The sequence below is a fragment of the Enterobacter sp. MGH 4 genome, assembly GCF_000534735.1.
Lineage (GTDB): Bacteria > Pseudomonadota > Gammaproteobacteria > Enterobacterales > Enterobacteriaceae > Enterobacter > Enterobacter intestinihominis.
This window is the reverse complement of sequence record NZ_KI973289.1, coordinates 474,050-498,767: the sequence shown is the minus strand read 5'-3', so window position 1 is coordinate 498,767 and position 24,718 is coordinate 474,050. Positions and strand designations below refer to the sequence as shown.

Here is a 24,718-nt window from a genome sequence, read left to right as displayed (position 1 = left end):
CGTAAATTGTCGGGTGGCGCTACACTTACCCGACCTAGGGTCCTGTAGGCCCGGTAAGCGCAGCGCCACCGGGCAACAGAGTGTGCGATTACTCGCCTTTAGCGTCGACGTTTTTGATTTCGCCCATCACTTTCAGCTTTTTGGAGATGTCGCGACGCTCTTTGGACAGCTCAGCGTTTTTGATGATGTAGTCATCAACGCGATCTTCATAATCGCTCTTCATGCTGGCGATGATGCCCTGAATGGCTTCAACGCTCATACCTGGCTTGATGTAGTCGCTCAGGTTGTCCAGCAGCAGGACACGTTTCTGGTTGTCACGGATCTTCTTCTCTACGTCCTGGATTTCGCGCTGTAGCTTGTTTTTGCGGCGGAACAGGCGGACGAACTCCAGAACATCCTGGAACGAAGGCTTGGTAGTTTCCATTTTTACACCCCTGATAATGTGAGATTCGGATTCGTTAAAGCAACCGTTTTAACAGACAGCGGCTGCGAATGACAATGAGTATATCGTTTAAAACCATCATAACCCTAATTGTTGCTGAATCGAAGCAGCAGGCATCACATACGCTTTTTATTTGCGCAGTGCCCGGCAAATCAGCTGCGATAACAACTCCAGCTGTCGCGCCAGCTCCATACTCAGCCAGACATAGCCGTGGATGGGCGTTTCAGACACATTGTCGCTCTGACGCTCATTCATCAGCTGTTTGAGCTCGATGACGATGTCATTCAGCCGCTCGCTGTTCGCCCGTATCGGCTGTGGGTTACCTTCGTAAAGTGCATGAGCGATGGTTAGCAGGGTCTGTTGCGTCATCTGCTGCGTCTCTTTCAGCGTATGCGCGTTGAGCATCAGAAGATGGCTGGGGCGTGAGGCCCAGTGGGCATTGATTTGCAGTTCAAGCATACAGACCAGATTACGGCTGACCGTTTGAATGGCTTCAAAAATGGCTTTCTGGATATGCGTCTCTTTGCTTGCCGGGGTAATTAACCCGCGCATTTTGACCACATCATTAAGGATTTTTTGCAGGTGCTTTTCCAGCCGCGGACGCTCAATCAGATTCGGCGAAAACCCGGCCTGGTAAACCCGGTTAAATGCCGTGACGTAGTTTGCCATCTGAATGCGCCAGTGCAGGAAGGCGCGCTGCGGCCAGATGCCGGTAAACAGCATGGCGAGCAACGAGCCGAGGATCACGTCCCCGCTTCGCCACAATGCGGTGGTCATATCGCCCGCCGGTGCACCGACCACTACCGCGAGCGTAATGCCAATCAGCAGCGCCTGATACGGTTTCTTGCCGAGGGCCAGCCATCCGCAAAGAAACATCGCCACCGCGCACCACAGCAACATGAACGGAAATGAAATTAGCTCCAGCTTCAGGGCGATAAGCCCAAGCGCCGAGCCTAAAACGGTACCACCTATGCGTTCAAAAGCGCGAGGGACCACGTTCCCCCAGAATGAGATCGGCCCCATCACCACCACCAGCGTGATCAGCGGCCACGTTCCTTCCGGGATATCCAGCAAACGAACCAGTACGAAGGTCAGCACAAACGCCAGCGCAATGCGGCAACCATGCACCACGCGATAATGTTTGTATAACCGAATTTCAAAAGGGGTTAATGACTTGTCGGGGCGCACACCCGTCTCCAGCTTTACGGCAAACCACAATTGTACTGTGTTTTCAGCCGGGTGGATCGCGCCCGGCTGAAAAACCCTGCGTTTCGCAGGATTATCCCACTTTGTGCTCTACCGGTACAAACATCTCAATATCCCAGTAGCCGTCAGCATTGCCATCGTTCAGATAGCGTTCGAAGCAGGGTTTTGGCGCAATCTGGAATTTGCTGTCTTCCAGCAGGGAGTTGAAGAACTGATACCACGGGGTAGCGAAATCATGATTATCGACGCGCGCGGCGGCAATAGCATACTCTCCGGCAGCAATTTCGGTCAGCATTACCCCTTCGCTGTTATCAGGGATAGTGAAATCGTCCGCTACCGTTACGGCGGTAACGCAGCGAAGCTTTTCCGCCGGCACGTCATCCGGATTGTCATAATAAACGGCCACCCACTCCTGCGGCTGAATATGACGTCCATCTACCCACATAACCAGCTGTTCAAATCCCTGCTTGACCGTCTTTTCCCACGGCCCCACGAGATGAAAGCCAGCGATCGTACGTTTCTGTTGCTGCCTGATGCTGTAGTCCATGCTGCCTCCGTTTATTACTGTATATATATACACTATAAAGCAGAATCGAGATTATCGGCAAACCAGGAGTGTTTATTATGTGAGCAGACTCGCAACACTGCCAGTCTGCCCGAAAAGGTTAGAGTTTATGATGCAGATAATCGCCGAGGCGGGAGAAAAGGCCGCCCTTTTCAACGCGCTCCAGCGTAACCAATGGCCAGTGCGCTACCACCTTGTCACGATCGTACAGCTGGATCTCCCCTACCCGCTGATGCGCGGCAATCGGCGCTTCCAGCTCTTTTTTATCCATTACATATTTCGCCTTGATGTTCGGCACTTCCGTTTCGGGTAATGCCAGCCAGAAATCCTGATCCGTGCCCAGCGCGATCTGCTCTTTATCGCCATACCAGATGCGTTCGGTTCCCACTTTTTTGCCGTTATGCAGGATCTGCACCGTATCGAAATTTTGCTGTCCCCAGTGGAGCAGCTTGCGCGCCTGATCTTCACGTCCTTTCGGGCTGTCTGCCCCCATCACCACCGCAATCAGTCGACGCTGACCATCCACCGCGGAGGCGATCAGGTTAAAGCCCGCGCCCGAGGTGTGTCCCGTTTTCAGACCATCCACGTTCATGGTCTTATCCCACAGCAGGCCGTTGCGGTTCTGCTGAGTGATGCCGTTCCAGGTCAGACTTTTCTCGCTGTACATGTGGTAGAACTCAGGCTCGCCGTGGATGATGGCCCGGGAAAGCACGGCTAGATCGTAAGCGGAGCTGTGCTGACCGGGTGCATCCAGCCCGTGTACGGTTTCGAAGTGGGTATCGCGCAGGTTCAGCTTTTCAACGTAGTCATTCATCATCCTGACGAACTGCGGCTGACCGCCCGCCACGTGATCCGCCAGCGCCACGCAGGCGTCATTGCCGGAATCAACAATCAGGCCGCGGCTGAGATCGCGCACGGAAACCCGATCGCCCTCCTTCAGAAACATCAGCGACGAACCGTCAAAGACCGGATTGCCTTTTGCCCAGGCGTCACGTCCGACCGTCACAATGTCATCGGGGCTGATGCGGTGGCTATCAATAGCACGATCGACAACGTACCCCGTCATCAGTTTGGTCAGGCTCGCCGGATTACGCTGCTGATGTTCGTTGCCCGCCGTTAAGATTTGACCCGTGGTGTAATCCATCAATACCCAGGATCCTGCCTGGATGGCAGGCGGCTGAGGTGAAAAATCCAGCGGCTCGGCAGCCAGCGCGGATGAAATACTCGAAGCGAGTAAAGAAACAGCAATAAACAGACGGCGTTTCAACGGTATATCCTCAGGTCAGTAAAAATCGATGACCTTTTTACGGGAGTTCTGATGTCGTTACCTGCCTTAATTGCAAAAAAATGTGACAGCACGCAGATTTTTTCGGAACAAATCTCGCAAATTTCTTGCCTGAAGGTGCTTTTTATTCGGACTGCTCACCCCAATCGTTTACCATAGAGACGTCAATTTTTAACAGGATGAGATTACTGGTGTCTGACTCTGCCGCGCGCCCGACTTTTTTGTTCCACGATTACGAAACCTTTGGCACCCATCCGGCGCTGGACCGACCGGCGCAGTTTGCGGCTATCCGAACCGATGACGAATTTAACGTCATCGGCGAACCCGAGGTGTTTTACTGTAAACCCGCCGATGACTATCTGCCGCAGCCGGGCGCGGTGATGGTGACGGGCATCACCCCTCAGGAAGCGCGGGATAAAGGCGTTAGCGAAGCAGAATTTGCCCGTCGCATCCACGACCTGTTCACGGTGCCCAATACCTGCGTGGTGGGTTACAACAACATCCGTTTTGACGATGAAGTGACGCGCAATATCTTCTACCGCAACTTCTACGATCCGTATGCCTGGAGCTGGCAGAACCGCAATTCGCGCTGGGATTTGCTGGATATTATGCGCGCCTGCTATGCGCTGCGCCCGGAGGGAATTAACTGGCCGGAGAACGACGACGGCTTGCCGAGCTTCAGGCTCGAGCATCTGACGCGGGCCAACGGCATTGAGCACAGCAACGCCCACGACGCGATGGCAGACGTCTACGCGACCATCGCTATGGCGAAGCTCGTAAAAACCGCGCAGCCTCGCCTGTTTGAGTATCTGCTGAGCCATCGCAGCAAGCAAAAGCTGATGACGCTGATTGACGTGCCGCAGATGAAACCGCTGGTGCATATTTCAGGGATGTTCGGTGCGTGGCGCGGGAACACAAGCTGGGTGGCGCCGCTTGCCTGGCATCCAGACAACCGTAACGCCGTCATCATGGTGGATCTTGCCGGGGATATCTCGCCGCTGCTTGAGCTCGACAGCGACACCTTACGTGAACGGCTTTATACGCCGAAAGAGGCGCTGGGTGACCTGCCAGCCGTACCCGTAAAACTGGTGCACATCAATAAATGCCCGGTGCTTGCGCAGGCCAACACGCTGCGCCCGGAAGACGCCGACCGGCTGGGGATTAACCGTCAGCACTGCCTCGATAACCTGAAAGTGCTGCGCGACAACCCGCAGGTGCGCGAGAAAGTCGTCGCCATTTTTGCCGAAGCAGAGCCGTTCGTGCCGTCTGAGAATGTGGATGCGCAGCTTTATAACGGCTTCTTTAGCGATGCCGATCGCGCGGCGATGAACATCGTGCTGCAAACCGACCCGCGTAATTTGCCCGCGCTGGATATCACCTTTGCGGACACGCGTATTGAGAAGCTGATGTTTAACTACCGTGCGCGCAACTATCCAGGCTCGCTGGATGAAGCAGAGCAGGAGCGCTGGTTACAGCATCGGCGCAACGTGTTTACGCCTGAGTTTCTTAATAGCTATGCCCAGGAGCTGGAGATGCTTTACGGCCAGTATGAAGGGAATGCTGAGAAACAGGCGCTGCTGAAAGCGCTGTTCCAGTACGCGCAAGAAATTGTCTGAGTAGCGGGTACAAAAAAGCCGGAGGCGATGTCTCCGGCTTTTTTTTTTGCCGGTTGGCGCTAACGCTTACCCGGCCTACAAAACTGTAGGTCGGGTTGAGCATAGCCGCCACCCGACACAGTCTTACGCGACGTCTTCGTACTGAGGAACCGGGTTGCGGAAGCTCTTCGTTACGCAAGCCAGGTAAATCAGACCGATTGCACCCCAGATCAGACCCAGAACCATTGAGCTCTCTTCCAGGTTGATCCACAGGGCGCCCACCGTCAGGGCACCACACACTGGCAGCACCAGATAGTTGATGTGGTCCTTCAGCGTCTTGTTGCGCTTCTCACGGATCCAGAACTGCGAAATCACGGAGAGGTTAACGAAGGTGAACGCCACCAGCGCACCAAAGTTAATCAGCGCAGTGGCCGTTACCAGGTCGAACTTGATTGCCAGCAGGGCAATCGCGCCCACCAGCAGTACGTTCCACGCCGGGGTACGCCATTTCGGATGCACGTAACCAAAGAAGCGAGTTGGGAACACACCGTCACGGCCCATCACGTACATCAGACGAGAAACGCCCGCGTGCGCTGCCATACCGGATGCCAGTACGGTGACGCTGGAGAAGATCAGCACGCCCCACTGGAAGGTTTTACCCGCCACGTACAGCATGATTTCAGGCTGCGATGCATCCGGATCTTTAAAGCGAGAGATATCCGGGAAGTACAGCTGTAAGAAATAAGACGCACCGATGAAGATCAGGCCGCCAATCAGCGCGGTCAGGAAAATCGCTTTCGGGATCACGCGCTCAGCGTCTTTGGTCTCTTCAGACAGAGAAGAGATACCGTCGAAGCCCAGGAACGAGAAGCACAGGATAGTCGCCCCGGTGATCATCGGCACAACGTGCGCACCTTCAGACCAGAACGGACGGGTGCTGGTCAGCGTACCTGCGCCTTCACCGTGGGAAACGCCGTAGATGATCAGCCCAACGATAACCGCAACAATCCCCATCTGAAGGATCACGATCAGGGTGTTGAAGTTAGCCACGGTCTTGATGCTGCGCAGGTTAGAGATGGTCATAAAGGCCACCAGCGCCACAACGAAGATCCACGACGGTACGGAAGGTACCAGCGCTTCGAAGTAAATTTTTGCCAGCAGAATGTTGATCATCGGCATGAACAGGTAGTCCAGCAGTGATGACCAGCCCACCATAAAGCCAACAGCCGGGCTAATGGATTTCTGAGCATAGGTGTACGCAGAGCCTGCGGACGGGAAACGGCGAACCAGTTTACCGTAGCTCAGCGCTGTAAAGAGAATGGCGACCAGTGCAAAGGCGTACGCCGTTGCAACGTGACCGTCAGTAAGGCCTGATACGATACCGAATGTATCGAACAGCGTCATCGGTTGCATATAGGCAAGGCCCATCATAACAACCGGAATCAACGTAAGCGTTTTACGTAATTCCACGCGAGAGGTGTTTGGAGTTGCGTTATGCGACATAGTTATTCTCCTTTACGGTGATAACCGCCACGTAAGCGAAAAATTGCCCCATTTCTTTCTTCCTCAGCGACAACAACTGTCGGATTTTAGTAAATATCTATCCGGTACGAAGCCCGGCCTCTTGGTTTTTAGTTTCGTTTCGTACATGCAAAAAAAAATAACCGACGCCTTTTATATCGTCGATTATTCATTTGTTTGCAGCGGCGGCATTTTGCCCTATTCCAGATACAAAAGGCAATACATTGAGAAACCTGCCCATAAATTAATTTTACTAACTGGTTGATTTCCCATCATCTGCCTGAGTGTAAACTGTCGCGATAGCACTATTTGCTAAAATTTCGTCTCGCCACCAGGCGCTGGCAAGCCCGGCGGTCTGTTCATTCCAGCCCACCCATACCGATTCGTTACTGCTCTGCGCTAAAACCTGTTTTTCCACCAGCGCGCCGCTTTCAATAAAGCGCTGTGCTAAATAACGGGGAAGGTAGCCGCACCCCAGGCCGCTTATTTGCAGTTCCAGCTTGGTTTTAAAATCAAAAACGGTGATGGCCTCCTGCTCATCCAGAAGCTGCGATGAAATGCCGCACTCGGGGCGGGAGCTGTCTCCCACCACAATGGCGCGATGGTTTTTAATGACGCGTCTTGAAACAGGCTCCGGTTCATTCGCCAGCGGGTGGTGAGGCGCAACGGCAAAGATCTGCTCCAGAACGCCCAGCCGGGCGAAACCAAATTCACTCAGTTGAGGAGGCTCATGCAGCGCTCCAACGATGATATCCGCCCTGCCCTGCGTTAAGGCGTCCCACGAGCCGCCCAGCACGCCGTTGATAAAAACCAGCCGCGTGACGCTATGGCGCTGATAGAACGCCTCAATAAGCGGGGTAAGCAGCGAAAAAGGGAAAGTATCATCAACCCCAATCACCAGCTCATTTTCCCAGCCCTGATGAAGTTTGACGGCCTGTTTTTCCAGCTCGCGAACCGTATGCAGCACGTCACGCCCTTTTTCCAGCAGCATCTGCCCAGTACGGGTGAAACGCGCGCGATGGCCAGTGCGGTCAAGGATTTGAATATTGAGATCGCTCTCGAGCTTTTGCACGGTGTAGCTCAGAGCCGAAGGGGTTTTATAGAGCTTCGCCGAGGCGGCGGCAAAGCTCCCCTCTTTTTCCAGCGCATCCAGAATAACAAGAACATCCAGCAGCGGTTTCATCTTCGCCCCCTTGCGGTGTGCGATGGCCTCCGCCGGCGCAATTATTCCATGGGCATAACCAGCGGATCGGGATACTGATATTCAAATCCCAGTTCATGGCAAATACGATTGCCATCAATAATTTTGCCTTTGCGCTCCCCCTGCGCCTCACTGAACACCGGCGGCGCCAGACCCAGCTGGCGCGCCATCATCGGATAAAAGGTGCTGCGTGGCGGATGCGAAGGCGCACATATATTATAGATGTGCCCCCCTTTCGGAGCCTGTAAAAGCAGCTCTATTGCACCGATAACATCTTCAAGGTGTACAAGGTTAACGCCGTGCTGACCATCCGGCGCGGATTTACCGGCAAAGAAGCGTCCCGGATGACGCCCCGGCCCCACCAGCCCGGCGAGGCGTAAAATATCCACCTGCGTGCCAGGCAGATTGTGCAGCCAGTCTTCCAGCTCTTTCAGTACCCGTCCGCTGGCGGTTACCGGACGGCGCTCGGTGTTTTCTTTCGCCGTACCGTCGATATCGCCATAGACGGAGGTCGAGCTGGTGAAAATGATACGCGGAATATGGTGCGCCAGGGCGCTGTCGACAATCTCCTGCACCGCCTGCAGGTAAAACGTCTCGCCCGGCCCGCTGCGCCGCGCTGGTAAGGTAATGACCAGCGCGTCCACATTCATCAGTTCATCCAGCTCGTCGGTATCGCAGATAAGCTCGGGTTCGAGACGCAGCTCGACACCATCAATGCCGCACATGCGCGCCGCCTCAACCCCGTCCCGCGTGGTCTTACTCCCTGTCACCTGCCAGCCTTTCGCGGCTAATGACATCGCCAGTGGCATTCCTAACCACCCTAATCCGACAATCGCGACCTTTTTCATGACATTCTCCGCTTAACGACGCCTGTTATAAGGCTACGCCAGCCTTATGGAACGCACAATTCATACCATCAATATGAAATGAATTAATGATCAAAAAAAGCCCTTGCTTTATGGCGTACAACTGGTTTAGGTTAAAAGACATCAAATGCATAAGCATTCAACGAGAATTTATATGACACGCGTTCCTTTTAAAAACCACCATCATCACCATCATCCTGACTAGTCTTTCAGGCGATGTGTGCTGGAAGACGTTTGGATCTTCCAGTGGTGCATGAACGCATGAAAAAGCCCCCGGAAGATCTTCTTCCGGGGGCTTTTTTTTGGACCGCATTCAGACAGGTTAAAACAGGTTAACGAGGAACACAGAATGTTAGATAACTCACGTTTACGCATAGCTATTCAAAAATCAGGCCGTTTAAGCGATGATTCACGCGAACTACTGGCCCGCTGCGGGATTAAAATCAACCTGCACACCCAGCGCCTGATCGCCCTGGCTGAAAATATGCCGATCGACATTCTGCGCGTACGTGATGACGATATTCCGGGCCTGGTCATGGATGGCGTCGTTGACCTCGGCATCATCGGCGAAAACGTGCTGGAAGAAGAGTTATTAACCCGCCGCGCGCAGGGCGAAGATCCACGCTACTTTACCCTGCGTCGTCTGGACTTCGGCGGCTGCCGCCTGTCGCTGGCCACGCCGGTTGATGAAGCCTGGGATGGCCCGGCCGCGCTGAACGGCAAACGTATCGCCACCTCTTACCCTCACCTGCTGAAGCGTTACCTCGATCAAAAAGGCGTGCAGTTTAAATCTTGTCTGCTGAACGGCTCTGTTGAAGTGGCGCCGCGTGCGGGCCTGGCCGATGCCATCTGTGACCTCGTCTCCACCGGCGCCACGCTGGAAGCCAACGGCCTGCGCGAAGTGGAGGTGATCTACCGCTCCAAAGCGTGCCTTATCCAGCGCGACGGCGAGATGGCGGAGGCTAAACAGCAGCTCATCGACAAGCTGCTGACCCGTATTCAGGGCGTGATTCAGGCGCGTGAATCCAAATACATCATGATGCATGCGCCAACCGAGCGCCTGGACGAAGTGATTGCCCTGCTGCCAGGTGCTGAGCGCCCAACCATTCTGCCGCTGGCGGGCGACCAGCAGCGCGTGGCGATGCACATGGTGAGCAGCGAAACCCTGTTCTGGGAAACGATGGAAAAACTGAAGGCGCTGGGCGCGAGTTCTATTCTGGTGCTGCCAATTGAGAAGATGATGGAGTAACGACCATGAGCTTTAACACAATCATCGACTGGAATACCTGTAGCGACGCGCAACAGCGTGAGCTGCTGATGCGCCCGGCAATTTCCGCCTCGGAGAGCATCACCCGCACCGTGGCGGAGATCCTCGATAACGTCAAAGCCCGCGGAGACGACGCGCTGCGTGAGTACAGCGCGAAGTTTGATAAAACTGAGGTCGACGCGTTACAGGTCACCGCGCAGGAGATCGCCGGGGCGGAAAGCCGCCTTGGGGATGAGATCAAACAGGCTATGGCCGTCGCGGTGAAAAATATTGATACCTTCCACACCGCGCAGAAATTGCAGGCGGTGGATGTGGAAACCCTGCCCGGCGTGCGCTGCCAGCAGGTGACGCGCCCGGTGGCGTCCGTTGGCCTCTATATTCCTGGCGGCTCTGCCCCGCTGTTTTCGACCGTCCTGATGCTGGCCACCCCGGCACGTATCGCCGGTTGTCAAAAGGTGGTGCTCTGCTCTCCGCCACCGATCGCCGATGAGATCCTGTATGCGGCGAAGCTGTGCGGCGTGCAGGCGATCTATAAAGTGGGCGGCGCGCAGGCGATTTCCGCCCTGGCGTTCGGGACGGAGTCTGTTCCCAAAGTCGACAAAATCTTTGGCCCGGGTAACGCATACGTTACCGAAGCGAAGCGCCAGGTCAGTCAGCGTCTGGACGGCGCGGCGATTGATATGCCTGCCGGTCCGTCTGAAGTGCTGGTGATTGCCGACAGCGGCGCTACACCGGATTTCGTGGCCTCTGACCTGCTCTCGCAGGCCGAGCACGGCCCTGACTCGCAGGTGATTTTACTGACGCCAGATGCCGATATGGCAAAACGCGTGGGCGAGGCCGTTGAGCGTCAGCTGGCCGACCTGCCGCGTGCGGAAACGGCGCGTCAGGCGCTATCGGCCAGCCGACTGATTGTGGCTCGCGATATCGACCAGTGCATCGCCATCTCCAACCAGTACGGTCCTGAGCACCTGATTATTCAGACCCGTAACGCGCGCGATCTGGTCGACAGCATAACCAGCGCAGGCTCGGTGTTCCTCGGGGACTGGTCACCGGAATCCGCCGGGGATTACGCCTCCGGCACCAACCACGTGCTGCCCACGTATGGCTATACCTCAACCTGCTCCAGCCTGGGGCTGGCGGATTTCCAGAAGCGCATGACCGTGCAGGAACTCTCCCGCGAGGGATTTGCCTCGCTGGCGTCGACCATTGAAACCCTGGCCGCCGCCGAGCGCCTGACTGCCCACAAAAATGCCGTGACGCTGCGCGTTGCCGCCCTGAAGGAGCAAGCATGAATATCGAAGAATTAGCCCGCGAAAATGTCCGTCGCCTGACGCCCTATCAGTCTGCGCGTCGTCTGGGCGGGAACGGCGACGTCTGGCTGAATGCCAACGAATATCCCACAGCGGTGGCCTTTGAGCTCTCGCAGCAGACGCTGAACCGCTACCCGGAGTGTCAGCCGAAAGCGGTGATCGAGAACTATGCGCAGTATGCAGGCGTGAAGCCTGAGCAGGTACTGGTCAGCCGTGGGGCGGATGAAGGGATTGAGCTGCTGATCCGCGCCTTCTGCGAGCCGGGTAAAGACGCGGTGATGTACTGCCAGCCCACCTACGGGATGTACAGCGTCAGCGCCGAAACCTTTGGCGTGGCCTGCCGCAACGTACAGGCGCTCGACAACTGGCAGCTGGATTTGCAGGGCATCGCCGATAACCTTGACGGCGTGAAGGTGGTGTTTGTCTGTAGCCCGAACAACCCGACCGGGCAGATTATCAATCCGCAGGATATCCGTTCCCTGCTGGAAATGACGCGCGACAAAGCGCTGGTTGTGGCCGACGAAGCCTACATTGAGTTCTGCCCGCAGGCGACACTGGCAGGCTGGCTTGAAGAGTATTCACATCTCGTCGTGCTGCGTACCCTGTCGAAAGCCTTCGCTCTCGCCGGTCTTCGCTGCGGTTTTACGCTGGCAAATAAAGCGGTTATCGACCTGCTGCTGAAAGTGATCGCCCCGTATCCGCTCTCAACGCCGGTTGCCGATATTGCGGCACAGGCGCTGGCCCCACAGGGCATCAGCGCGATGCGCGAGCGTGTGGCGCAGATCCTGGAGGAGCGTCAGTATCTAGTCGATGCCCTGAAAACGATTCCGTGCGTGGAGCAGGTGTTCGACTCGGAGACCAACTACATCCTGGTGCGCTTCACCGCCTCAAGCGCGATATTTAAATCGTTGTGGGATCAGGGCATTATCTTACGAGACCAGAATAAACAACCTACCCTGAGCGGCTGCCTGCGTATTACCGTCGGCACCCGCGCGGAGAGCCAGCGCGTGATTGACGCCCTGAAAGCGGAGAAAGTATGAGTCAGAAGTATCTCTTTATCGATCGTGACGGCACCATCATCTCGGAGCCACCCAGCGATTTTCAGGTCGATCGTTTCGACAAGCTGGCCTTTGAACCCGACGTGATCCCGGTGCTGCTGAAGCTTCAGAAAGCAGGCTATAAGCTGGTGATGATCACCAACCAGGACGGTCTGGGCACAGACAGCTTCCCGCAGGCGGACTTTGACGGCCCGCACAACCTGATGATGCAGGTGCTGACCTCGCAGGGCATCGCCTTCGACGAGGTGCTGATCTGCCCGCACATGCCTGCCGACGAGTGCGACTGCCGCAAGCCAAAAGTGAAGCTTGTTGAGCATTATCTGGCCGAAGAGGCGCTGGATAAAGCGAACAGCTATGTGATTGGCGATCGCCTCACGGACATCACGCTGGCCGAAAATATGGGCATTGCAGGCCTGCGCTATAACCGCGACACGCTAAACTGGGCGATGATTAGCGAGCAGCTCACCAGACGCGACCGCTATTCTCACGTAGAACGCAACACCAAAGAGACGCAGATCGACGTGAAGATCTGGCTCGATCGTGAAGGCGGCAGCAAGATCCACACCGGCGTCGGTTTCTTCGACCACATGCTGGATCAAATCGCCACTCACGGCGGCTTCCGCATGGAGATCGCCGTTAAGGGCGACCTGTATATCGACGATCACCACACCGTGGAAGATACCGGCCTGGCGTTGGGCGAAGCCCTGAAGCTGGCGCTTGGCGACAAGCGCGGCATCAACCGCTTCGGCTTTGTTCTGCCGATGGACGAGTGCCTGGCGCGCTGCGCGATGGATATCTCCGGGCGTCCGCACCTGGAATATAAAGCCGACTTCACCTACCAGCGCGTGGGCGATCTCAGCACCGAGATGGTGGAGCACTTCTTCCGCTCGCTTTCTTACACTATGGGCCTGACGCTGCACCTGAAAACTAAAGGCAAAAACGATCACCACCGCGTCGAGAGCCTGTTCAAAGCTTTTGGCCGTACCCTGCGCCAGGCGATCCGCGTGGAAGGTGACGCCCTTCCCTCGTCGAAAGGAGTGCTGTAATGAACGTGGTGATTCTGGACACCGGATGCGCCAACCTGAACTCCGTACAGTCGGCGATTATGCGCCACGGCTACGAGCCGGTGGTGAGCCGCGATCCGGACGTGGTGCTGCGCGCGGATAAACTCTTTCTGCCGGGCGTAGGCACCGCCCAGGCGGCGATGGATCAGATCCACGAGCGCGAGCTGGTTGATCTCATCAAAGCCTGTACTCAACCGGTGCTGGGCATTTGCCTCGGCATGCAGCTGCTTGGCCGCCGCAGCGAAGAGAGCAACGGCGTCGATCTGCTGGGCATTATAGAAGAAGACGTGCCGAAAATGACCGACCACGGCCTGCCGCTGCCGCACATGGGCTGGAACCGCGTTTATCCGAAGGCGGGCAACAGGCTGTTCCAGGGAATCGAAGACGGCGCGTACTTCTACTTCGTCCACAGCTACGCCATGCCCGTGAATACCTACACCATCGCCCAGTGCAATTACGGCGAGGCGTTCACCGCCGCCGTGCAGAAAGATAACTTTTACGGCGTGCAGTTTCACCCGGAACGCTCCGGTGCCGCCGGCGCGCAGCTGCTGAAAAATTTCCTGGAGATGTGATGATAATTCCCGCTTTAGATTTAATTGACGGCACGGTTGTTCGTCTCCACCAGGGCGATTACGGGCAGCAGCGCGACTACGGCAACGACCCGCTGCCGCGGTTACAGGCTTACGCCGCGGAGGGCGCTGAGGTGTTGCACCTGGTCGATCTGACCGGCGCGAAAGATCCGGCGAAGCGCCAGATCCCACTGCTTAAAACACTGGTGGCTGGCGTGGACGTCCCGGTGCAGGTGGGCGGCGGCGTGCGTACGGAAACCGATGTTGCCGCCTTACTGGACGCGGGCGTGGCGCGCGTGGTGGTCGGTTCGACCGCAGTGAAAGATCCTGAGAGTGTCAAGGGCTGGTTCCGCCGCTTCGGTGCGGATGCGCTGGTGCTGGCGCTGGATGTGCGCATTGACGCGCAGGGTAACAAGCAGGTCGCGGTCAGCGGCTGGCAGGAAAACTCCGGCGTAACGCTGGAAGAGCTGGTCGGGATGTATCTCCCGGTAGGGCTGAAGCATGTGCTGTGCACGGATATTTCACGCGATGGTACGCTCGCAGGCTCTAACGTCTCACTGTATGAAGAGGTTTGCGCGCGTTATCCGCAGGTGGCGTTTCAGTCCTCTGGCGGTATCGGCGACCTGGCGGATATCGCCGCTCTGCGCGGAACCGGTGTACGCGGCGTGATCGTGGGCCGCGCGCTGCTGGAAGGCAAATTTACGGTGAAGGAGGCGATTCAATGCTGGCAAAACGGATAATTCCTTGCCTGGACGTGCGTGATGGTCAGGTTGTAAAAGGCGTGCAGTTCCGCAACCACGAGATCATTGGCGACATCGTTCCCCTGGCTAAACGCTATGCCGAAGAAGGCGCAGACGAACTGGTATTTTACGATATCACCGCCTCCAGCGATGGCCGCGTGGTGGACAAAAGCTGGGTGGCGCGCGTGGCAGAGGTGATTGATATTCCCTTCTGCGTGGCGGGCGGGATTAAATCTGCTGACGATGCGGCGAAAATTCTCTCTTTCGGTGCGGACAAAATTTCGATTAACTCCCCTGCGCTCGCAGATCCGGAGCTGATTACGCGTCTGGCGGACCGCTTTGGCGTGCAGTGCATTGTCGTGGGGATCGACACCTGGTTTGATACCGCGACGGGCAAATATCACGTTAACCAGTACACCGGCGATGAAAGCCGCACGCGCGTCACCCAATGGGAGACGCTGGACTGGGTGCAGGAAGTACAAAAACGCGGTGCAGGTGAAATTGTGCTGAACATGATGAACCAGGACGGCGTACGCAACGGTTACGACCTCGAGCAGCTGAAAAAAGTGCGCGCGGTGTGCCAGGTTCCGCTGATTGCCTCCGGCGGCGCAGGCACCATGGAACACTTCCTTGAAGCCTTCCGCGATGCGAACGTAGACGGCGCGCTGGCCGCTTCCGTGTTCCACAAACAGATTATCAATATTGGTGAGTTAAAAACGTACCTGGCCGACCAGGGCGTGGAGATCAGGGTATGTTAACAGAGCAACAACAGGCGCAGCTGGACTGGGAAAAAACTGACGGATTACTGCCGGTGGTTGTACAGCATGCCGTTTCAGGCGAAGTGCTGATGCTGGGATACATGAACCAGGAGGCACTGACAAAAACGATCGACAGCGGCAAGGTGACGTTTTTCTCGCGCACCAAGCAGCGTCTGTGGACGAAAGGGGAAACCTCGGGTCACTTCCTGAACGTGGTCAGCATTACGCCAGACTGCGACAACGACACCCTGCTGGTGCTGGTCAACCCGATTGGGCCGACCTGCCACAAAGGCACCAGCAGCTGCTTCGGAGAGGCGAGCCACCAGTGGCTGTTCCTCTATCAGCTGGAACAGCTGCTGGCAGAGCGTAAATCAGCGGATCCCGAGAGCTCATACACGGCGAAGCTGTACGCCAGCGGCACCAAACGGATTGCGCAGAAAGTGGGTGAAGAAGGCGTTGAAACGGCGCTGGCGGCCACCGTGCATGATCGGGAGGAACTGGCGAACGAAGCGTCGGATTTGATGTATCACCTGCTGGTGCTGCTTCAGGATCAGGAGCTGGATTTAACGACGGTGATTGAGAATTTGCGGAAACGACATAAATAAAAAAAAACCGGGGAGACTCTAATGCTGGTCACTTAAGGTGACCAGCAGTTTTTTTATCCGGGTATTTCTTGCCCTTCACCCTGAGCTCTCTCGGGTAACTTCGCTCCCGTCTTCCCGGTAATACCAGCCATCTCGCCTGTTCGTACGGTGACGGTACAGCTCGCTCAGCGCACCCGCCGTATAACGACAGGGGTCTTCCAGAGACGTGAGGACTTTCCTCTCCTTTCCGTCCACTTTCCGGCTCAGAAGTCTGGCAGCGACCTCTTCCGGCAGTCCCGGCCATTGTTTCCGGGCCTGCGGGCTCGTTTTCAGCTTCACCCGCTCGTCACCCCGCCCCAGACGGCACACGACCTTATACTCCGTATTCTTTATCAGGGGCAGCAGCCAGTGCCGGTTCTATTCGGCGTGCTGCCAGTGATGCAGCAGCCCCGGGGAGTAATATCCCTTGTCGAACAGGGGGATACTGTTGTCCGGTACCCGGTCCGTTAACTGTGCCGCCAGACGCATTTCGCTGACGCTCTCACTGTCGAAAGCGCTGGCGTTAATCAGATGGCTGCTGAGCTCCATTAGACAGACCATGCGCACCTGCGGATAGTTGCCTTCGCTGTGCTGGTTGCCGTGTTTGCTGAACGCTTCGCTGTTCTCCCGCGTATCAGACGTTCTCCAGACCACACCATCCATCGCAAACAGGTACAGTCCGTGCCATTGCGGGTGTGACACCTGGTGGTTCCAGTATTGCTGCGTGATATCAAAAAGCTCCCGGACAGCCCCTTCGCCGAGCTTTTTGCGGCGCTGGATAACGGCGCTTCGTGCGGTGAATGGCGCGCCCGAACGGCCAGTGATATCCATGAGATTAACAATATCGGTCATCGGCCTGTCACAGAAAACAGACATGCCGACAACAAGCCATGCAATTGATTCGATGGGAGTTTACGTTTACGGAGCGTCACAGTATCGGTCAGCCTGAAGGCTTCCCGGATAAGGTCTGCGTGGATGAGTTCGGAAAGGGAACAGGCACGTTCCGGTGCGGTGAGATGTATATTACCGGGAGCCTGAGAAAGTTCCATTTTAAAAGGGTCCATGAAGAGACATGAACCCTTTTTACACCAGCCACTGGATCGGTCAACCGATCCTTAAAAGATCGGCATTAGGGGCGACCCGGTCTTTTTTGTTTGTAAATCAGGCTCTTGGTTTGTAGTTTCTCAGCGCATTGCGGCCAAGGACGACAGCAGAACCAATAACACCACCAAGCAGTATCGCGAGGATGAGGGTTACAGCCTTTTTAGGGCTATCACGGCGGAAAGGAAGGTCCGGTTTCATAACGTAACGATAGACATGAATGGTATCAGGATTAACGTTGAGATTCTGAATATCCAGTAAATTCTTTTTGGTCTGATAGTAAGAGCCAGAGAACACCAGCGGGCGAGATGCTTCGTTATCAACCATTGATTTGAGGGCAACAGTACCTAACAGAAACATCGTTTCCTGGGTCACATCCTGAGTTTGCTGAAGCTGCGGTGTGCTAATTTTTGCGGCTTCTGCGTTTTTAAGCGCCTCTGAAATCTGCTTGATACGCAGATCTTTTTGCTCCTGTACGACTTTCTCCTCATTTTTGAGGGAATCGTTCAATGTAGTAATCTGCTGCTTGAGGTTGTCTCTTAGGTCAAGCGCCAGTTCTTTAGCCGTCTGCTCATCGATCTGCTGAATATACTGCGCCAGTTGCTTCTGTGCAGCCTCAGCCGATTCACCCTGATAGCTAACGGTTAAGGGTAATGCCTGGCCTTTCACGGTCGGTTCGATAGTAAGTTTCTCCGAATCTTCCTGATTATCAAGCGCCTGCGCTAATGCGGAGAAGGAAGAGTTGAAACGGCCAATGGCGCGATTCTGAATGTCCAGCATAGAAGGTGCGGCACCGCCATAAAGGATGTTCAACGCGTTTGCATAGGTGGCAATTTGCGCCGCATCAGGCTGGGAAATGATGGCGGATGAAGTCCATTTTTCTTTAGCAACAGTGATGTATGCAACAGCGAGAACAATAAAAGCAGCAATAAACGCTCCAATTACCCACTTACCGCGCCATAGTTGTACTACTAAATCAAGTAAATCAATTTGCTCCGGGTCATTGCTGCGATTGACCAGGCTATCGTTGTTCTGCGTCATACAATCCCTAACAGATGAAAAAGGGCAAAAATAATCTTGTTTCCATAGTGTATCTCTTGTTGTAGAAAATTCTATAAGAATCCGATGAGTTATATCGGAAAGATGGGTTATGTATGTGAAGAGCAACGCGCTATCATAGACGGATTCTGATGTCCTGGGACATCAACAAGAACACTGTGAATGAGGGAAGCTATGAAATTTCTGGTAACGGGCGCGGCGGGCTTTATCGGTTCTCATGTCAGCAAGCGCCTGCTTGATGCAGGGCATGAAGTTGTTGGGATTGATAATCTGAATGATTACTATGACCCTAACCTCAAGCTCGCTCGCCTCGAACTGCTCAAATCCGGGAGTTTCACCTTCCACAAGCTGGACTTAGCGGACCGCGAGGGCATGGCTGCGCTCTTCGCCAATGAGAACTTTGACCGCGTGATCCATCTTGCCGCACAGGCGGGCGTGCGTTACTCGCTGGAAAACCCGCATGCCTACGCAGATGCTAACCTGGTAGGTCACCTGAACGTGCTGGAAGGCTGTCGCCACAACAAGGTTCAGCATCTTCTGTATGCTTCATCCAGCTCTGTATACGGCCTCAACCGTAAGATGCCGTTTTCTACTGACGACTCCGTAGACCATCCGGTTTCCCTGTATGCGGCAACCAAAAAAGCCAATGAGCTGATGTCGCATACCTATTCGCATCTGTACAACCTGCCGACCACTGGCCTGCGCTTCTTTACCGTCTATGGCCCATGGGGACGCCCGGACATGGCGCTGTTTAAATTCACCAAAGCCATGATTGAAGGCAACAGCATCGACGTATACAACTACGGAAAGATGAAGCGCGACTTCACCTATATCGATGATATTGCGGAGGCGATTATTCGCCTACAGGACGTCATTCCTCAGGCCGATGCCGACTGGACAGTCGAAACCGGTTCGCCAGCAACCAGCTCTGCCCCGTATCGCGTGTATAACATCGGCAACAGTTCACCTGTCGAACTGATGGATTACATCACCGCGCTTGAAGAGGCACTGGGCAAGGAAGCGGTGAAAAATATGATGCCGATCCAGCCGGGGGACGTGCTGGAGACCAGTGCGGACACCAAAGCGCTGTATGACGTCATTGGGTTTAAACCACAAACCTCAGTCAAAGAAGGCGTGAAAAACTTCGTCGACTGGTACCGTAGTTTCTATAAGGTTTAAAAACAGAAAACCCGGCAAGATGCCGGGTTTTTTATGCGCGACAGTTAGCAATCAGTCACTACCGAATAGGTCACGGGTATAGACTTTATCTTTTACGTCCGCCAGCTCTTCCGCCATACGGTTGGAGATAATTACGTCCGCTTCTTTCTTAAATGCATCCAGATCGCGGATCACACGTGAATGGAAGAACTCGTCTTCCTGCATGGCCGGTTCATAAATGATGACCTGTACGCCTTTTGCCTTAATACGCTTCATGATCCCCTGAATGGAAGAGGCGCGGAAGTTATCCGAACCGCTCTTCATGATCAGTCGATACACCCCCACCACTTTCGGCTGGCGCGCCAGGATTGAATCCGAGATGAAGTCTTTACGCGTACGGTTAGCATCCACAATTGCGGAAATCAGGTTATTTGGCACCGCCTGATAGTTTGCCAGCAGCTGCTTAGTGTCTTTTGGCAGACAGTAGCCGCCGTAACCGAATGACGGGTTATTGTAGTGGTTGCCGATACGCGGGTCGAGGCACACGCCTTCAATGATCTGACGGGTGTTCAGGCCTAAGCTCTCTGCATAGCTGTCCAGCTCGTTGAAGTAAGCCACGCGCATTGCCAGATAGGTGTTAGCGAAAAGCTTAATCGCCTCCGCTTCAGTGGAGTCGGTGAACAGAACCGGAATATCTTGCTTGATGGCGCCTTCCTGAAGCAGCGCCGCAAAACGCTCCGCACGCTCGGAACGCTCACCGATCACGATGCGTGATGGATGCAGGTTATCGTATAACGCCCTGCCCTCGCGGAGAAACTCAGGCGAGAAGAAGACATTATCAATACCCAACTCTTCTTTAATAGATTTGGTGAAGCCTACTGGAATGGTCGATTTGATAACCATTACGGCGTTAGGATTGATCGCTACAACGTCTTTAATAACTGCCTCAACGGTAGAGGTGTTGAAGTAGTTGGTTTTCGGATCGTAGTCGGTTGGCGTGGCGATGATGACGTAATCCGCATCACGATACGCATCTTCTTTGTCGGTAGTAGCACGGAAATTAAGTGATTTATTCGAAAGATAATCCTGAATCTCTTTGTCAACAATAGGAGACTGCTTCTGGTTCAGCATGTCCACTTTGGCCTGAACGATATCCAGCGCAACCACTTCATGATTCTGGGCAATCAATATACCGTTTGAGAGGCCAACGTAACCAGTTCCGGAGATAGTTATTTTCATTCGCTTATGACTTCTTTGAGTTAATTGTAGAGATGATCGTCAGACCATCGCGAAATAGACTGTTGGGCTTTGTACCTTCAGCCTGACAGAACTGTCAAGGCAAACCAGGACTAATCCCCGCGAGCGGGCCGACATTCAGACAACTTCGAAAAAAAACGTCATTTTTTAACGTAAAAAAACCCGGAGATATCTCCGGGTTATGTTCACCGCAGCTGTATTAACTCAATCCAGCCATTCGGTGTGGAACACACCTTCTTTATCAGTACGCTTATAGGTATGCGCACCGAAGTAGTCACGCTGTGCCTGAATCAGGTTCGCTGGCAGAACGGCAGCACGATAGCTGTCGTAGTACGCCACCGCAGCGGAGAAGGTAGGAACTGGGATACCATTCTGCACCGCGTACGCAACCACATCACGCAGCGCCTGCTGATATTCATCTGCAATTTGCTTGAAGTAAGGAGCCAGCAGAAGGTTTGCGATACCTGCATTTTCTGCATAGGCATCGGTGATTTTTTGCAGGAACTGTGCGCGAATGATACAGCCAGCACGGAAAATCTTCGCGATCTCACCGTAATTCAGATCCCAGTTGTTTTCGTCTGAAGCTGCACGCAGCTGAGAGAAGCCCTGCGCGTAAGAAACGATTTTACCCAGGTACAGTGCACGACGTACTTTTTCAACGAATTCAGCTTTGTCGCCGGCTGGTTTTGCCTGCGGGCCGGACAGCACCTTAGATGCCGCAACGCGCTGCTCCTTAAGAGAAGAGATATAACGCGCGAATACGGATTCGGTGATTAGAGACAGCGGCTCGCCCAGATCAAGAGAGCTCTGGCTGGTCCATTTACCGGTACCTTTGTTCGCCGCTTCATCCAGAATCACATCGACCAGGTATTTACCCTCTTCATCTTTCTTAGTGAAGATATCTTTGGTGATGTCAATCAGGTAGCTGTTAAGCTCGCCTTTGTTCCACTCGGTAAAGGTCTCAGCGAGTTCTTCGTTAGAGAGGTTCAGGCCGCCTTTCAGCAGGGAGTAAGCTTCGGCTATCAGCTGCATATCGCCGTATTCGATGCCGTTGTGCACCATCTTCACATAGTGGCCAGCACCGTCAGGACCGATATAGGTCACGCATGGCTCACCGTCTTCAGCAACGGCTGCGATTTTGGTCAGAATAGGCGCTACCAGTTCGTACGCTTCTTTCTGGCCGCCAGGCATGATAGATGGACCTTTCAAAGCACCCTCTTCACCGCCAGATACGCCGGTGCCAATAAAGTTGAAGCCTTCAGCAGACAGTTCACGGTTACGACGGATGGTATCGTGGAAGAAGGTGTTACCACCATCAATGATGATGTCGCCTTTATCCAGATACGGCTTCAGGGAGTCGATGGCTGCATCGGTACCTGCGCCCGCTTTCACCATTAACAGGATCCGACGAGGTGTTTCCAGAGACTCAACGAACTCTTTAACCGTATAGAATGGAACCAGTTTCTTGCCTGGATTCTCAGCGATAACTTCTTCGGTCTTATCACGGGAGCGGTTGAAAACGGAGACGGTATAACCACGGCTTTCGATGTTGAGCGCCAGGTTGCGCCCCATCACTGCCATACCGACAACGCCGATCTGTTGCTTGGACATTACATACTCCTGTCATATAACATTATTATTGAGCGAGCAGAATGTGTAAATTCTATCTTAGATCGATTATAATAGAAAGCATTCAGCAGTATTATTTTAATAATTACGCGTCAACTTTAAGGTTAATAAATGAAAATACATAATCTAAGTGATGTTAAATCAACACAAATCGGTCAAAACACTACCATATGGCAGTTTGCGGTAATTTTCGAAAATGCACAAATTGGTAAAAACTGCAATATATGTGCTCATACATTAATCGAGAATGATGTTATCATTGGTGACAATGTAACTGTTAAATCAGGAGTTTATATTTGGGATGGCACAATGATCGAAGATAATGTATTTATTGGACCCTGTGTTGCTTTTACAAATGATAAATTCCCAAGATCAAAGAAATATTGTACTGAGTTCCCTAAAATCTGGATTAAAAAGGGGGCATCAATTGGTGCCAACTCAACCATATTACCAGGAATAACTATAGGTGCTAATAGCATGATAGGTGCAGGCACCGTAGTAACGAAAGATGTTCCTGACAATGCAGTTGTAGTTGGTAATCCAGGGAAAATCGTGCGTTACCTTTAAAAGTAAATGGTTCAGAAATTTACAATTCTGAACCAATTACTCATAACAGTGCTTGCGGCATATTAATATTTAGAACAACTTATAATTTCATTCTATTATTTTAACTTTCTTGAAAAATTTTTTCTGATACCGTCATAAATTCCTAGAACCACATACTTGGTAAATTTTAATTTATCTTTCTTAAGCATTAACATGATAAAATAGAAAGATATTAGCCTAAATATATTATATGAACTCCAACTAAATGTGAACTTCCTGTAGAAACTACAATAAACGCCATTACGGAATACATAAAAATATCGATATGTTGAATGTATTGGTACCTCCAAAACATTTAATATTTTTTTACGGTCATCACCGAGCTTGTGGATTAAATGAGCTTTAGTTACGCCAAATAATTTATATCCCTTTTGGGATAACCGTAAACACCAATCGGTATCAACATATTCAAGGAAAAATCCCTCATGGTTTTCAGATTCAGAAGACCATATATCAACGCAAAAAAAAGTTCCCGATGAAATTAATTGTTGAGTTTCAATATATTTTTCATTTTCGTCTGCGCTAACCACTATACGTTTAAATGTTGTGTAACGGTAAAAGGGAAATTTTTTCCCTGATCTTTCATCAATAATTATAGGCCCCAGTGCTCCAACTTTCATACCTTGCTGGGTAAGATCCGAATAGGCATCTTTAAGACTTGAAATGAATTTAGGTTCTAAACGGCTATCTTGGTCCAAAAAACAAACAAATTTACAATTATTTTTAATTGCTAATCGAGCACCTATATTTTGTGCTCTTCCGATACCAGCATTTTCATTTAAGAATTCAAAGTGCAACTTATCGGGTATTTGAAGATCGCTGAAATCACTACTGGAGCCATTATCGACAATAATTATCTCATCAACTTGTGAGGTCATCGAGTTAATTAAAATTTGGAGATCATTAATATTTGGGTTATATGTAACTACCACTCCGCAGACTTTATTATCCATGAGAGAAATATACCTTCAATATAAATATAACTCGTAAAACCTTACGAACGATGCTCCCAAGCATCGAATAAAAAATAGATAGCTTTGATTCTGAAATAAGACTTAATCCGTAGCTTTTAAGATATAGCTTGTATATACCTTGCCATTCAGATGCATAGCTGTAATTTATTTTTCGTATTTCTAAATTCATATTCTTCCTAAAGGCAGTACTTTTAGAAATATTTGAAGAATGCACTCTATACGCAGCTATTCTCTCTGAATCATAGAGAACTTTAGCATGTCTAAATAATCTTAAATAAAAATCTCGGTCTTCAGCGATCAGTGATTCATTATAAAAGCCAATCTGATTATATACGTCTTTTTTTATTAGCAGACATGGGCCAGGAATGCACCAATTAGTAATAATTTCTCCAGCCAAGAATTTAGAGCTCTCAAGGGCTTTTGGACTGGCATGAAAATAATCTTCAAATCCACTATTTAAGACTATTTTAGATTTTTCATCAATGATCATGACATCACTTATTATTGCATCATAATCAGACTCATTAAGTAAACGCACTTTATTGTCAATCACATCTGACAATGGAAAATCATCAGCGGCACAAATGTAAATAATGTTATGAGTCGATAACTTAACTCCTTTATTTAAAGTTCGACATATTCCAAGATTCGATTCATTTTTATAAAAACGAACATTTAGTTTTGTATCAATGTTTTTCTCTATCCAGATCGATACCCGTTCTACAGATGTATCGCGTGAATAGTCATCAATAATAATCACTTCAACATTTAGAATATCTATTTTGTTTAATGCATTGAGACACTCTTCAACATATAGTGCTTGATTATACAGTGGAACTATCACGGATAGAGAATTCATAGTTT

25 protein-coding genes, 1 pseudogene and 1 other annotated feature are annotated in these 24,718 nt (G+C 52.4%); of the genes and pseudogenes, 12 read left to right on the top strand and 14 right to left on the bottom strand.

Annotated elements, in window-relative coordinates:
- Positions 1 to 88 precede the first annotated feature (88 nt).
- The 4 genes from L350_RS19860 to dacD form a co-directional block, all read right to left on the bottom strand.
- Complete coding sequence (locus L350_RS19860; RefSeq protein ID WP_000450410.1) at positions 89 to 424, bottom strand: DUF496 family protein; 336 nt, start codon at positions 422 to 424, stop codon at positions 89 to 91.
- 147 nt (positions 425 to 571) lie between these two features.
- Positions 572 to 1,630, bottom strand: coding sequence for an FUSC family protein (locus L350_RS19865; protein WP_032623988.1), 1,059 nt, complete (start codon positions 1,628 to 1,630; stop codon positions 572 to 574).
- Between the two features lie 91 nt (positions 1,631 to 1,721).
- Positions 1,722 to 2,195: a DNA gyrase inhibitor SbmC gene (gene sbmC, locus L350_RS19870; protein ID WP_032623987.1), complete on the bottom strand. Its 474-nt coding sequence runs from the start codon at positions 2,193 to 2,195 to the stop codon at positions 1,722 to 1,724.
- Between the two features lie 118 nt (positions 2,196 to 2,313).
- Positions 2,314 to 3,486, bottom strand: coding sequence for a serine-type D-Ala-D-Ala carboxypeptidase DacD (dacD, locus tag L350_RS19875; RefSeq protein WP_144300339.1), 1,173 nt, complete (start codon positions 3,484 to 3,486; stop codon positions 2,314 to 2,316).
- A 191-nt stretch (positions 3,487 to 3,677) separates the two neighbouring features.
- Here dacD and sbcB point away from each other — a divergent pair, with 191 nt between their 5' ends.
- Positions 3,678 to 5,114: an exodeoxyribonuclease I gene (gene sbcB / locus L350_RS19880; protein WP_400182190.1), complete on the top strand. Its 1,437-nt coding sequence runs from the start codon at positions 3,678 to 3,680 to the stop codon at positions 5,112 to 5,114.
- A 123-nt stretch (positions 5,115 to 5,237) separates the two neighbouring features.
- Here the strand turns inward: sbcB and L350_RS19885 are convergent, their stop codons facing one another.
- The 4 genes from L350_RS19885 to L350_RS19895 form a co-directional block, all read right to left on the bottom strand.
- Positions 5,238 to 6,596, bottom strand: coding sequence for an APC family permease (locus L350_RS19885; protein WP_022648602.1), 1,359 nt, complete (start codon positions 6,594 to 6,596; stop codon positions 5,238 to 5,240).
- Complete coding sequence (yoeI, locus tag L350_RS24135; RefSeq protein ID WP_099458931.1) at positions 6,586 to 6,648, bottom strand: membrane protein YoeI; 63 nt, start codon at positions 6,646 to 6,648, stop codon at positions 6,586 to 6,588. Before yoeI ends, L350_RS19885 begins: the two co-directional genes overlap by 11 nt.
- A 219-nt stretch (positions 6,649 to 6,867) precedes the next feature.
- Positions 6,868 to 7,797: a LysR substrate-binding domain-containing protein gene (locus L350_RS19890; RefSeq protein ID WP_022648603.1), complete on the bottom strand. Its 930-nt coding sequence runs from the start codon at positions 7,795 to 7,797 to the stop codon at positions 6,868 to 6,870.
- Positions 7,798 to 7,838: 41 nt separating this feature from the next.
- The gene (locus tag L350_RS19895; RefSeq protein WP_023300524.1) at positions 7,839 to 8,663 is read right to left on the bottom strand and encodes an SDR family oxidoreductase; all 825 of its coding nucleotides are present in this window, start codon (positions 8,661 to 8,663) and stop codon (positions 7,839 to 7,841) included.
- A gap of 172 nt (positions 8,664 to 8,835) precedes the next feature.
- Between L350_RS19895 and hisL the strand changes: the two genes are divergently transcribed.
- The 9 genes from hisL to hisIE all read left to right on the top strand — a co-directional run bounded on the left by hisL (position 8,836) and on the right by hisIE (position 16,052).
- Positions 8,836 to 8,886 (top strand): his operon leader peptide, encoded by a 51-nt coding sequence (hisL, locus tag L350_RS24130; RefSeq protein WP_099516347.1) that lies wholly within the window; start codon positions 8,836 to 8,838, stop codon positions 8,884 to 8,886.
- Positions 8,862 to 8,985, top strand: a sequence feature (His leader region). Its footprint overlaps the gene before it by 25 nt.
- 45 nt (positions 8,986 to 9,030) lie before the next feature.
- Positions 9,031 to 9,930: an ATP phosphoribosyltransferase gene (hisG, locus tag L350_RS19900; RefSeq protein WP_032623983.1), complete on the top strand. Its 900-nt coding sequence runs from the start codon at positions 9,031 to 9,033 to the stop codon at positions 9,928 to 9,930.
- Positions 9,931 to 9,935: 5 nt separating this feature from the next.
- Positions 9,936 to 11,240 (top strand): histidinol dehydrogenase, encoded by a 1,305-nt coding sequence (gene hisD / locus L350_RS19905; RefSeq protein ID WP_023300525.1) that lies wholly within the window; start codon positions 9,936 to 9,938, stop codon positions 11,238 to 11,240.
- Positions 11,237 to 12,298, top strand: a complete 1,062-nt coding sequence (hisC, locus tag L350_RS19910) for a histidinol-phosphate transaminase (protein ID WP_032623982.1) — start codon at positions 11,237 to 11,239, stop codon at positions 12,296 to 12,298. Before hisD ends, hisC begins: the two co-directional genes overlap by 4 nt.
- Entirely contained in the window at positions 12,295 to 13,362 is a 1,068-nt protein-coding gene (gene hisB, locus L350_RS19915) for a bifunctional histidinol-phosphatase/imidazoleglycerol-phosphate dehydratase HisB (protein ID WP_032623981.1), read from the top strand. Before hisC ends, hisB begins: the two co-directional genes overlap by 4 nt.
- Positions 13,362 to 13,952 (top strand): imidazole glycerol phosphate synthase subunit HisH, encoded by a 591-nt coding sequence (gene hisH / locus L350_RS19920; RefSeq protein ID WP_003859485.1) that lies wholly within the window; start codon positions 13,362 to 13,364, stop codon positions 13,950 to 13,952. The genes hisB and hisH overlap by 1 nt, the downstream gene beginning before the upstream one ends.
- Positions 13,952 to 14,689, top strand: coding sequence for a 1-(5-phosphoribosyl)-5-[(5-phosphoribosylamino)methylideneamino]imidazole-4-carboxamide isomerase (gene hisA / locus L350_RS19925; protein ID WP_032623980.1), 738 nt, complete (start codon positions 13,952 to 13,954; stop codon positions 14,687 to 14,689). The genes hisH and hisA overlap by 1 nt, the downstream gene beginning before the upstream one ends.
- Positions 14,671 to 15,447 carry an imidazole glycerol phosphate synthase subunit HisF gene (gene hisF / locus L350_RS19930; RefSeq protein ID WP_003859481.1) on the top strand — a complete coding sequence of 259 codons (777 nt, stop codon included), beginning with the start codon at positions 14,671 to 14,673 and terminating at the stop codon, positions 15,445 to 15,447. Before hisA ends, hisF begins: the two co-directional genes overlap by 19 nt.
- The gene (gene hisIE, locus L350_RS19935; RefSeq protein WP_032623979.1) at positions 15,441 to 16,052 is read left to right on the top strand and encodes a bifunctional phosphoribosyl-AMP cyclohydrolase/phosphoribosyl-ATP diphosphatase HisIE; all 612 of its coding nucleotides are present in this window, start codon (positions 15,441 to 15,443) and stop codon (positions 16,050 to 16,052) included. Before hisF ends, hisIE begins: the two co-directional genes overlap by 7 nt.
- A gap of 111 nt (positions 16,053 to 16,163) precedes the next feature.
- Here hisIE and L350_RS22815 read toward each other — a convergent pair.
- Both L350_RS22815 and wzzB read right to left on the bottom strand, forming a co-directional pair.
- Positions 16,164 to 17,119: pseudogene (locus L350_RS22815) on the bottom strand (IS4 family transposase); the annotation flags it as partial.
- Positions 17,120 to 17,231: 112 nt separating this feature from the next.
- On the bottom strand, positions 17,232 to 18,212 hold the full coding sequence (gene wzzB / locus L350_RS19945; protein ID WP_032623976.1) for an LPS O-antigen chain length determinant protein WzzB: 981 nt from the start codon (positions 18,210 to 18,212) through the stop codon (positions 17,232 to 17,234).
- Positions 18,213 to 18,404: 192 nt separating this feature from the next.
- Between wzzB and L350_RS19950 the strand changes: the two genes are divergently transcribed.
- Positions 18,405 to 19,409: an NAD-dependent epimerase gene (locus L350_RS19950; RefSeq protein ID WP_032623974.1), complete on the top strand. Its 1,005-nt coding sequence runs from the start codon at positions 18,405 to 18,407 to the stop codon at positions 19,407 to 19,409.
- A gap of 51 nt (positions 19,410 to 19,460) precedes the next feature.
- Here the strand turns inward: L350_RS19950 and ugd are convergent, their stop codons facing one another.
- Positions 19,461 to 20,627 (bottom strand): UDP-glucose 6-dehydrogenase, encoded by a 1,167-nt coding sequence (ugd, locus tag L350_RS19955; protein WP_032623973.1) that lies wholly within the window; start codon positions 20,625 to 20,627, stop codon positions 19,461 to 19,463.
- 222 nt (positions 20,628 to 20,849) lie between these two features.
- Positions 20,850 to 22,256 carry an NADP-dependent phosphogluconate dehydrogenase gene (gene gndA, locus L350_RS19960; protein WP_006811221.1) on the bottom strand — a complete coding sequence of 469 codons (1,407 nt, stop codon included), beginning with the start codon at positions 22,254 to 22,256 and terminating at the stop codon, positions 20,850 to 20,852.
- Between the two features lie 129 nt (positions 22,257 to 22,385).
- On the opposite strand from gndA, the gene L350_RS0122090 reads away from it, so the two are divergent.
- On the top strand, positions 22,386 to 22,841 hold the full coding sequence (locus tag L350_RS0122090; RefSeq protein WP_032623972.1) for an acyltransferase: 456 nt from the start codon (positions 22,386 to 22,388) through the stop codon (positions 22,839 to 22,841).
- 95 nt (positions 22,842 to 22,936) lie between these two features.
- Here the strand turns inward: L350_RS0122090 and L350_RS19965 are convergent, their stop codons facing one another.
- A complete protein-coding gene (locus tag L350_RS19965) occupies positions 22,937 to 23,833 on the bottom strand; it encodes a glycosyltransferase family 2 protein (protein WP_032623970.1) in 897 nt (298 codons plus the stop codon).
- Complete coding sequence (locus L350_RS19970) at positions 23,826 to 24,713, bottom strand: glycosyltransferase family 2 protein (protein WP_032623969.1); 888 nt, start codon at positions 24,711 to 24,713, stop codon at positions 23,826 to 23,828. Before L350_RS19970 ends, L350_RS19965 begins: the two co-directional genes overlap by 8 nt.
- Positions 24,714 to 24,718: the final 5 nt, after the last annotated feature.

Excerpts from the sequence above, each read along its gene's own strand:
- L350_RS19860 (WP_000450410.1), bottom strand. The coding sequence starts at position 424 with ATGGAAACTACCAAGCCTTCGTTCCAGGATGTTCTGGAGTTCGTCCGC.
- sbmC (WP_032623987.1), bottom strand. The coding sequence starts at position 2,195 with ATGGACTACAGCATCAGGCAGCAACAGAAACGTACGATCGCTGGCTTT.
- sbcB (WP_400182190.1), top strand. The coding sequence starts at position 3,678 with ATGAGATTACTGGTGTCTGACTCTGCCGCGCGCCCGACTTTTTTGTTC.
- L350_RS19885 (WP_022648602.1), bottom strand. The coding sequence starts at position 6,596 with ATGTCGCATAACGCAACTCCAAACACCTCTCGCGTGGAATTACGTAAA.
- L350_RS19890 (WP_022648603.1), bottom strand. The coding sequence starts at position 7,797 with ATGAAACCGCTGCTGGATGTTCTTGTTATTCTGGATGCGCTGGAAAAA.
- L350_RS19895 (WP_023300524.1), bottom strand. The coding sequence starts at position 8,663 with ATGAAAAAGGTCGCGATTGTCGGATTAGGGTGGTTAGGAATGCCACTG.
- hisG (WP_032623983.1), top strand. The coding sequence starts at position 9,031 with ATGTTAGATAACTCACGTTTACGCATAGCTATTCAAAAATCAGGCCGT.
- hisD (WP_023300525.1), top strand. The coding sequence starts at position 9,936 with ATGAGCTTTAACACAATCATCGACTGGAATACCTGTAGCGACGCGCAA.
- hisC (WP_032623982.1), top strand. The coding sequence starts at position 11,237 with ATGAATATCGAAGAATTAGCCCGCGAAAATGTCCGTCGCCTGACGCCC.
- hisB (WP_032623981.1), top strand. The coding sequence starts at position 12,295 with ATGAGTCAGAAGTATCTCTTTATCGATCGTGACGGCACCATCATCTCG.
- hisH (WP_003859485.1), top strand. The coding sequence starts at position 13,362 with ATGAACGTGGTGATTCTGGACACCGGATGCGCCAACCTGAACTCCGTA.
- hisA (WP_032623980.1), top strand. The coding sequence starts at position 13,952 with ATGATAATTCCCGCTTTAGATTTAATTGACGGCACGGTTGTTCGTCTC.
- hisF (WP_003859481.1), top strand. The coding sequence starts at position 14,671 with ATGCTGGCAAAACGGATAATTCCTTGCCTGGACGTGCGTGATGGTCAG.
- hisIE (WP_032623979.1), top strand. The coding sequence starts at position 15,441 with ATGTTAACAGAGCAACAACAGGCGCAGCTGGACTGGGAAAAAACTGAC.
- wzzB (WP_032623976.1), bottom strand. The coding sequence starts at position 18,212 with ATGACGCAGAACAACGATAGCCTGGTCAATCGCAGCAATGACCCGGAG.
- L350_RS19950 (WP_032623974.1), top strand. The coding sequence starts at position 18,405 with ATGAAATTTCTGGTAACGGGCGCGGCGGGCTTTATCGGTTCTCATGTC.
- ugd (WP_032623973.1), bottom strand. The coding sequence starts at position 20,627 with ATGAAAATAACTATCTCCGGAACTGGTTACGTTGGCCTCTCAAACGGT.
- gndA (WP_006811221.1), bottom strand. The coding sequence starts at position 22,256 with ATGTCCAAGCAACAGATCGGCGTTGTCGGTATGGCAGTGATGGGGCGC.
- L350_RS0122090 (WP_032623972.1), top strand. The coding sequence starts at position 22,386 with ATGAAAATACATAATCTAAGTGATGTTAAATCAACACAAATCGGTCAA.
- L350_RS19965 (WP_032623970.1), bottom strand. The coding sequence starts at position 23,833 with ATGGATAATAAAGTCTGCGGAGTGGTAGTTACATATAACCCAAATATT.
- L350_RS19970 (WP_032623969.1), bottom strand. The coding sequence starts at position 24,713 with ATGAATTCTCTATCCGTGATAGTTCCACTGTATAATCAAGCACTATAT.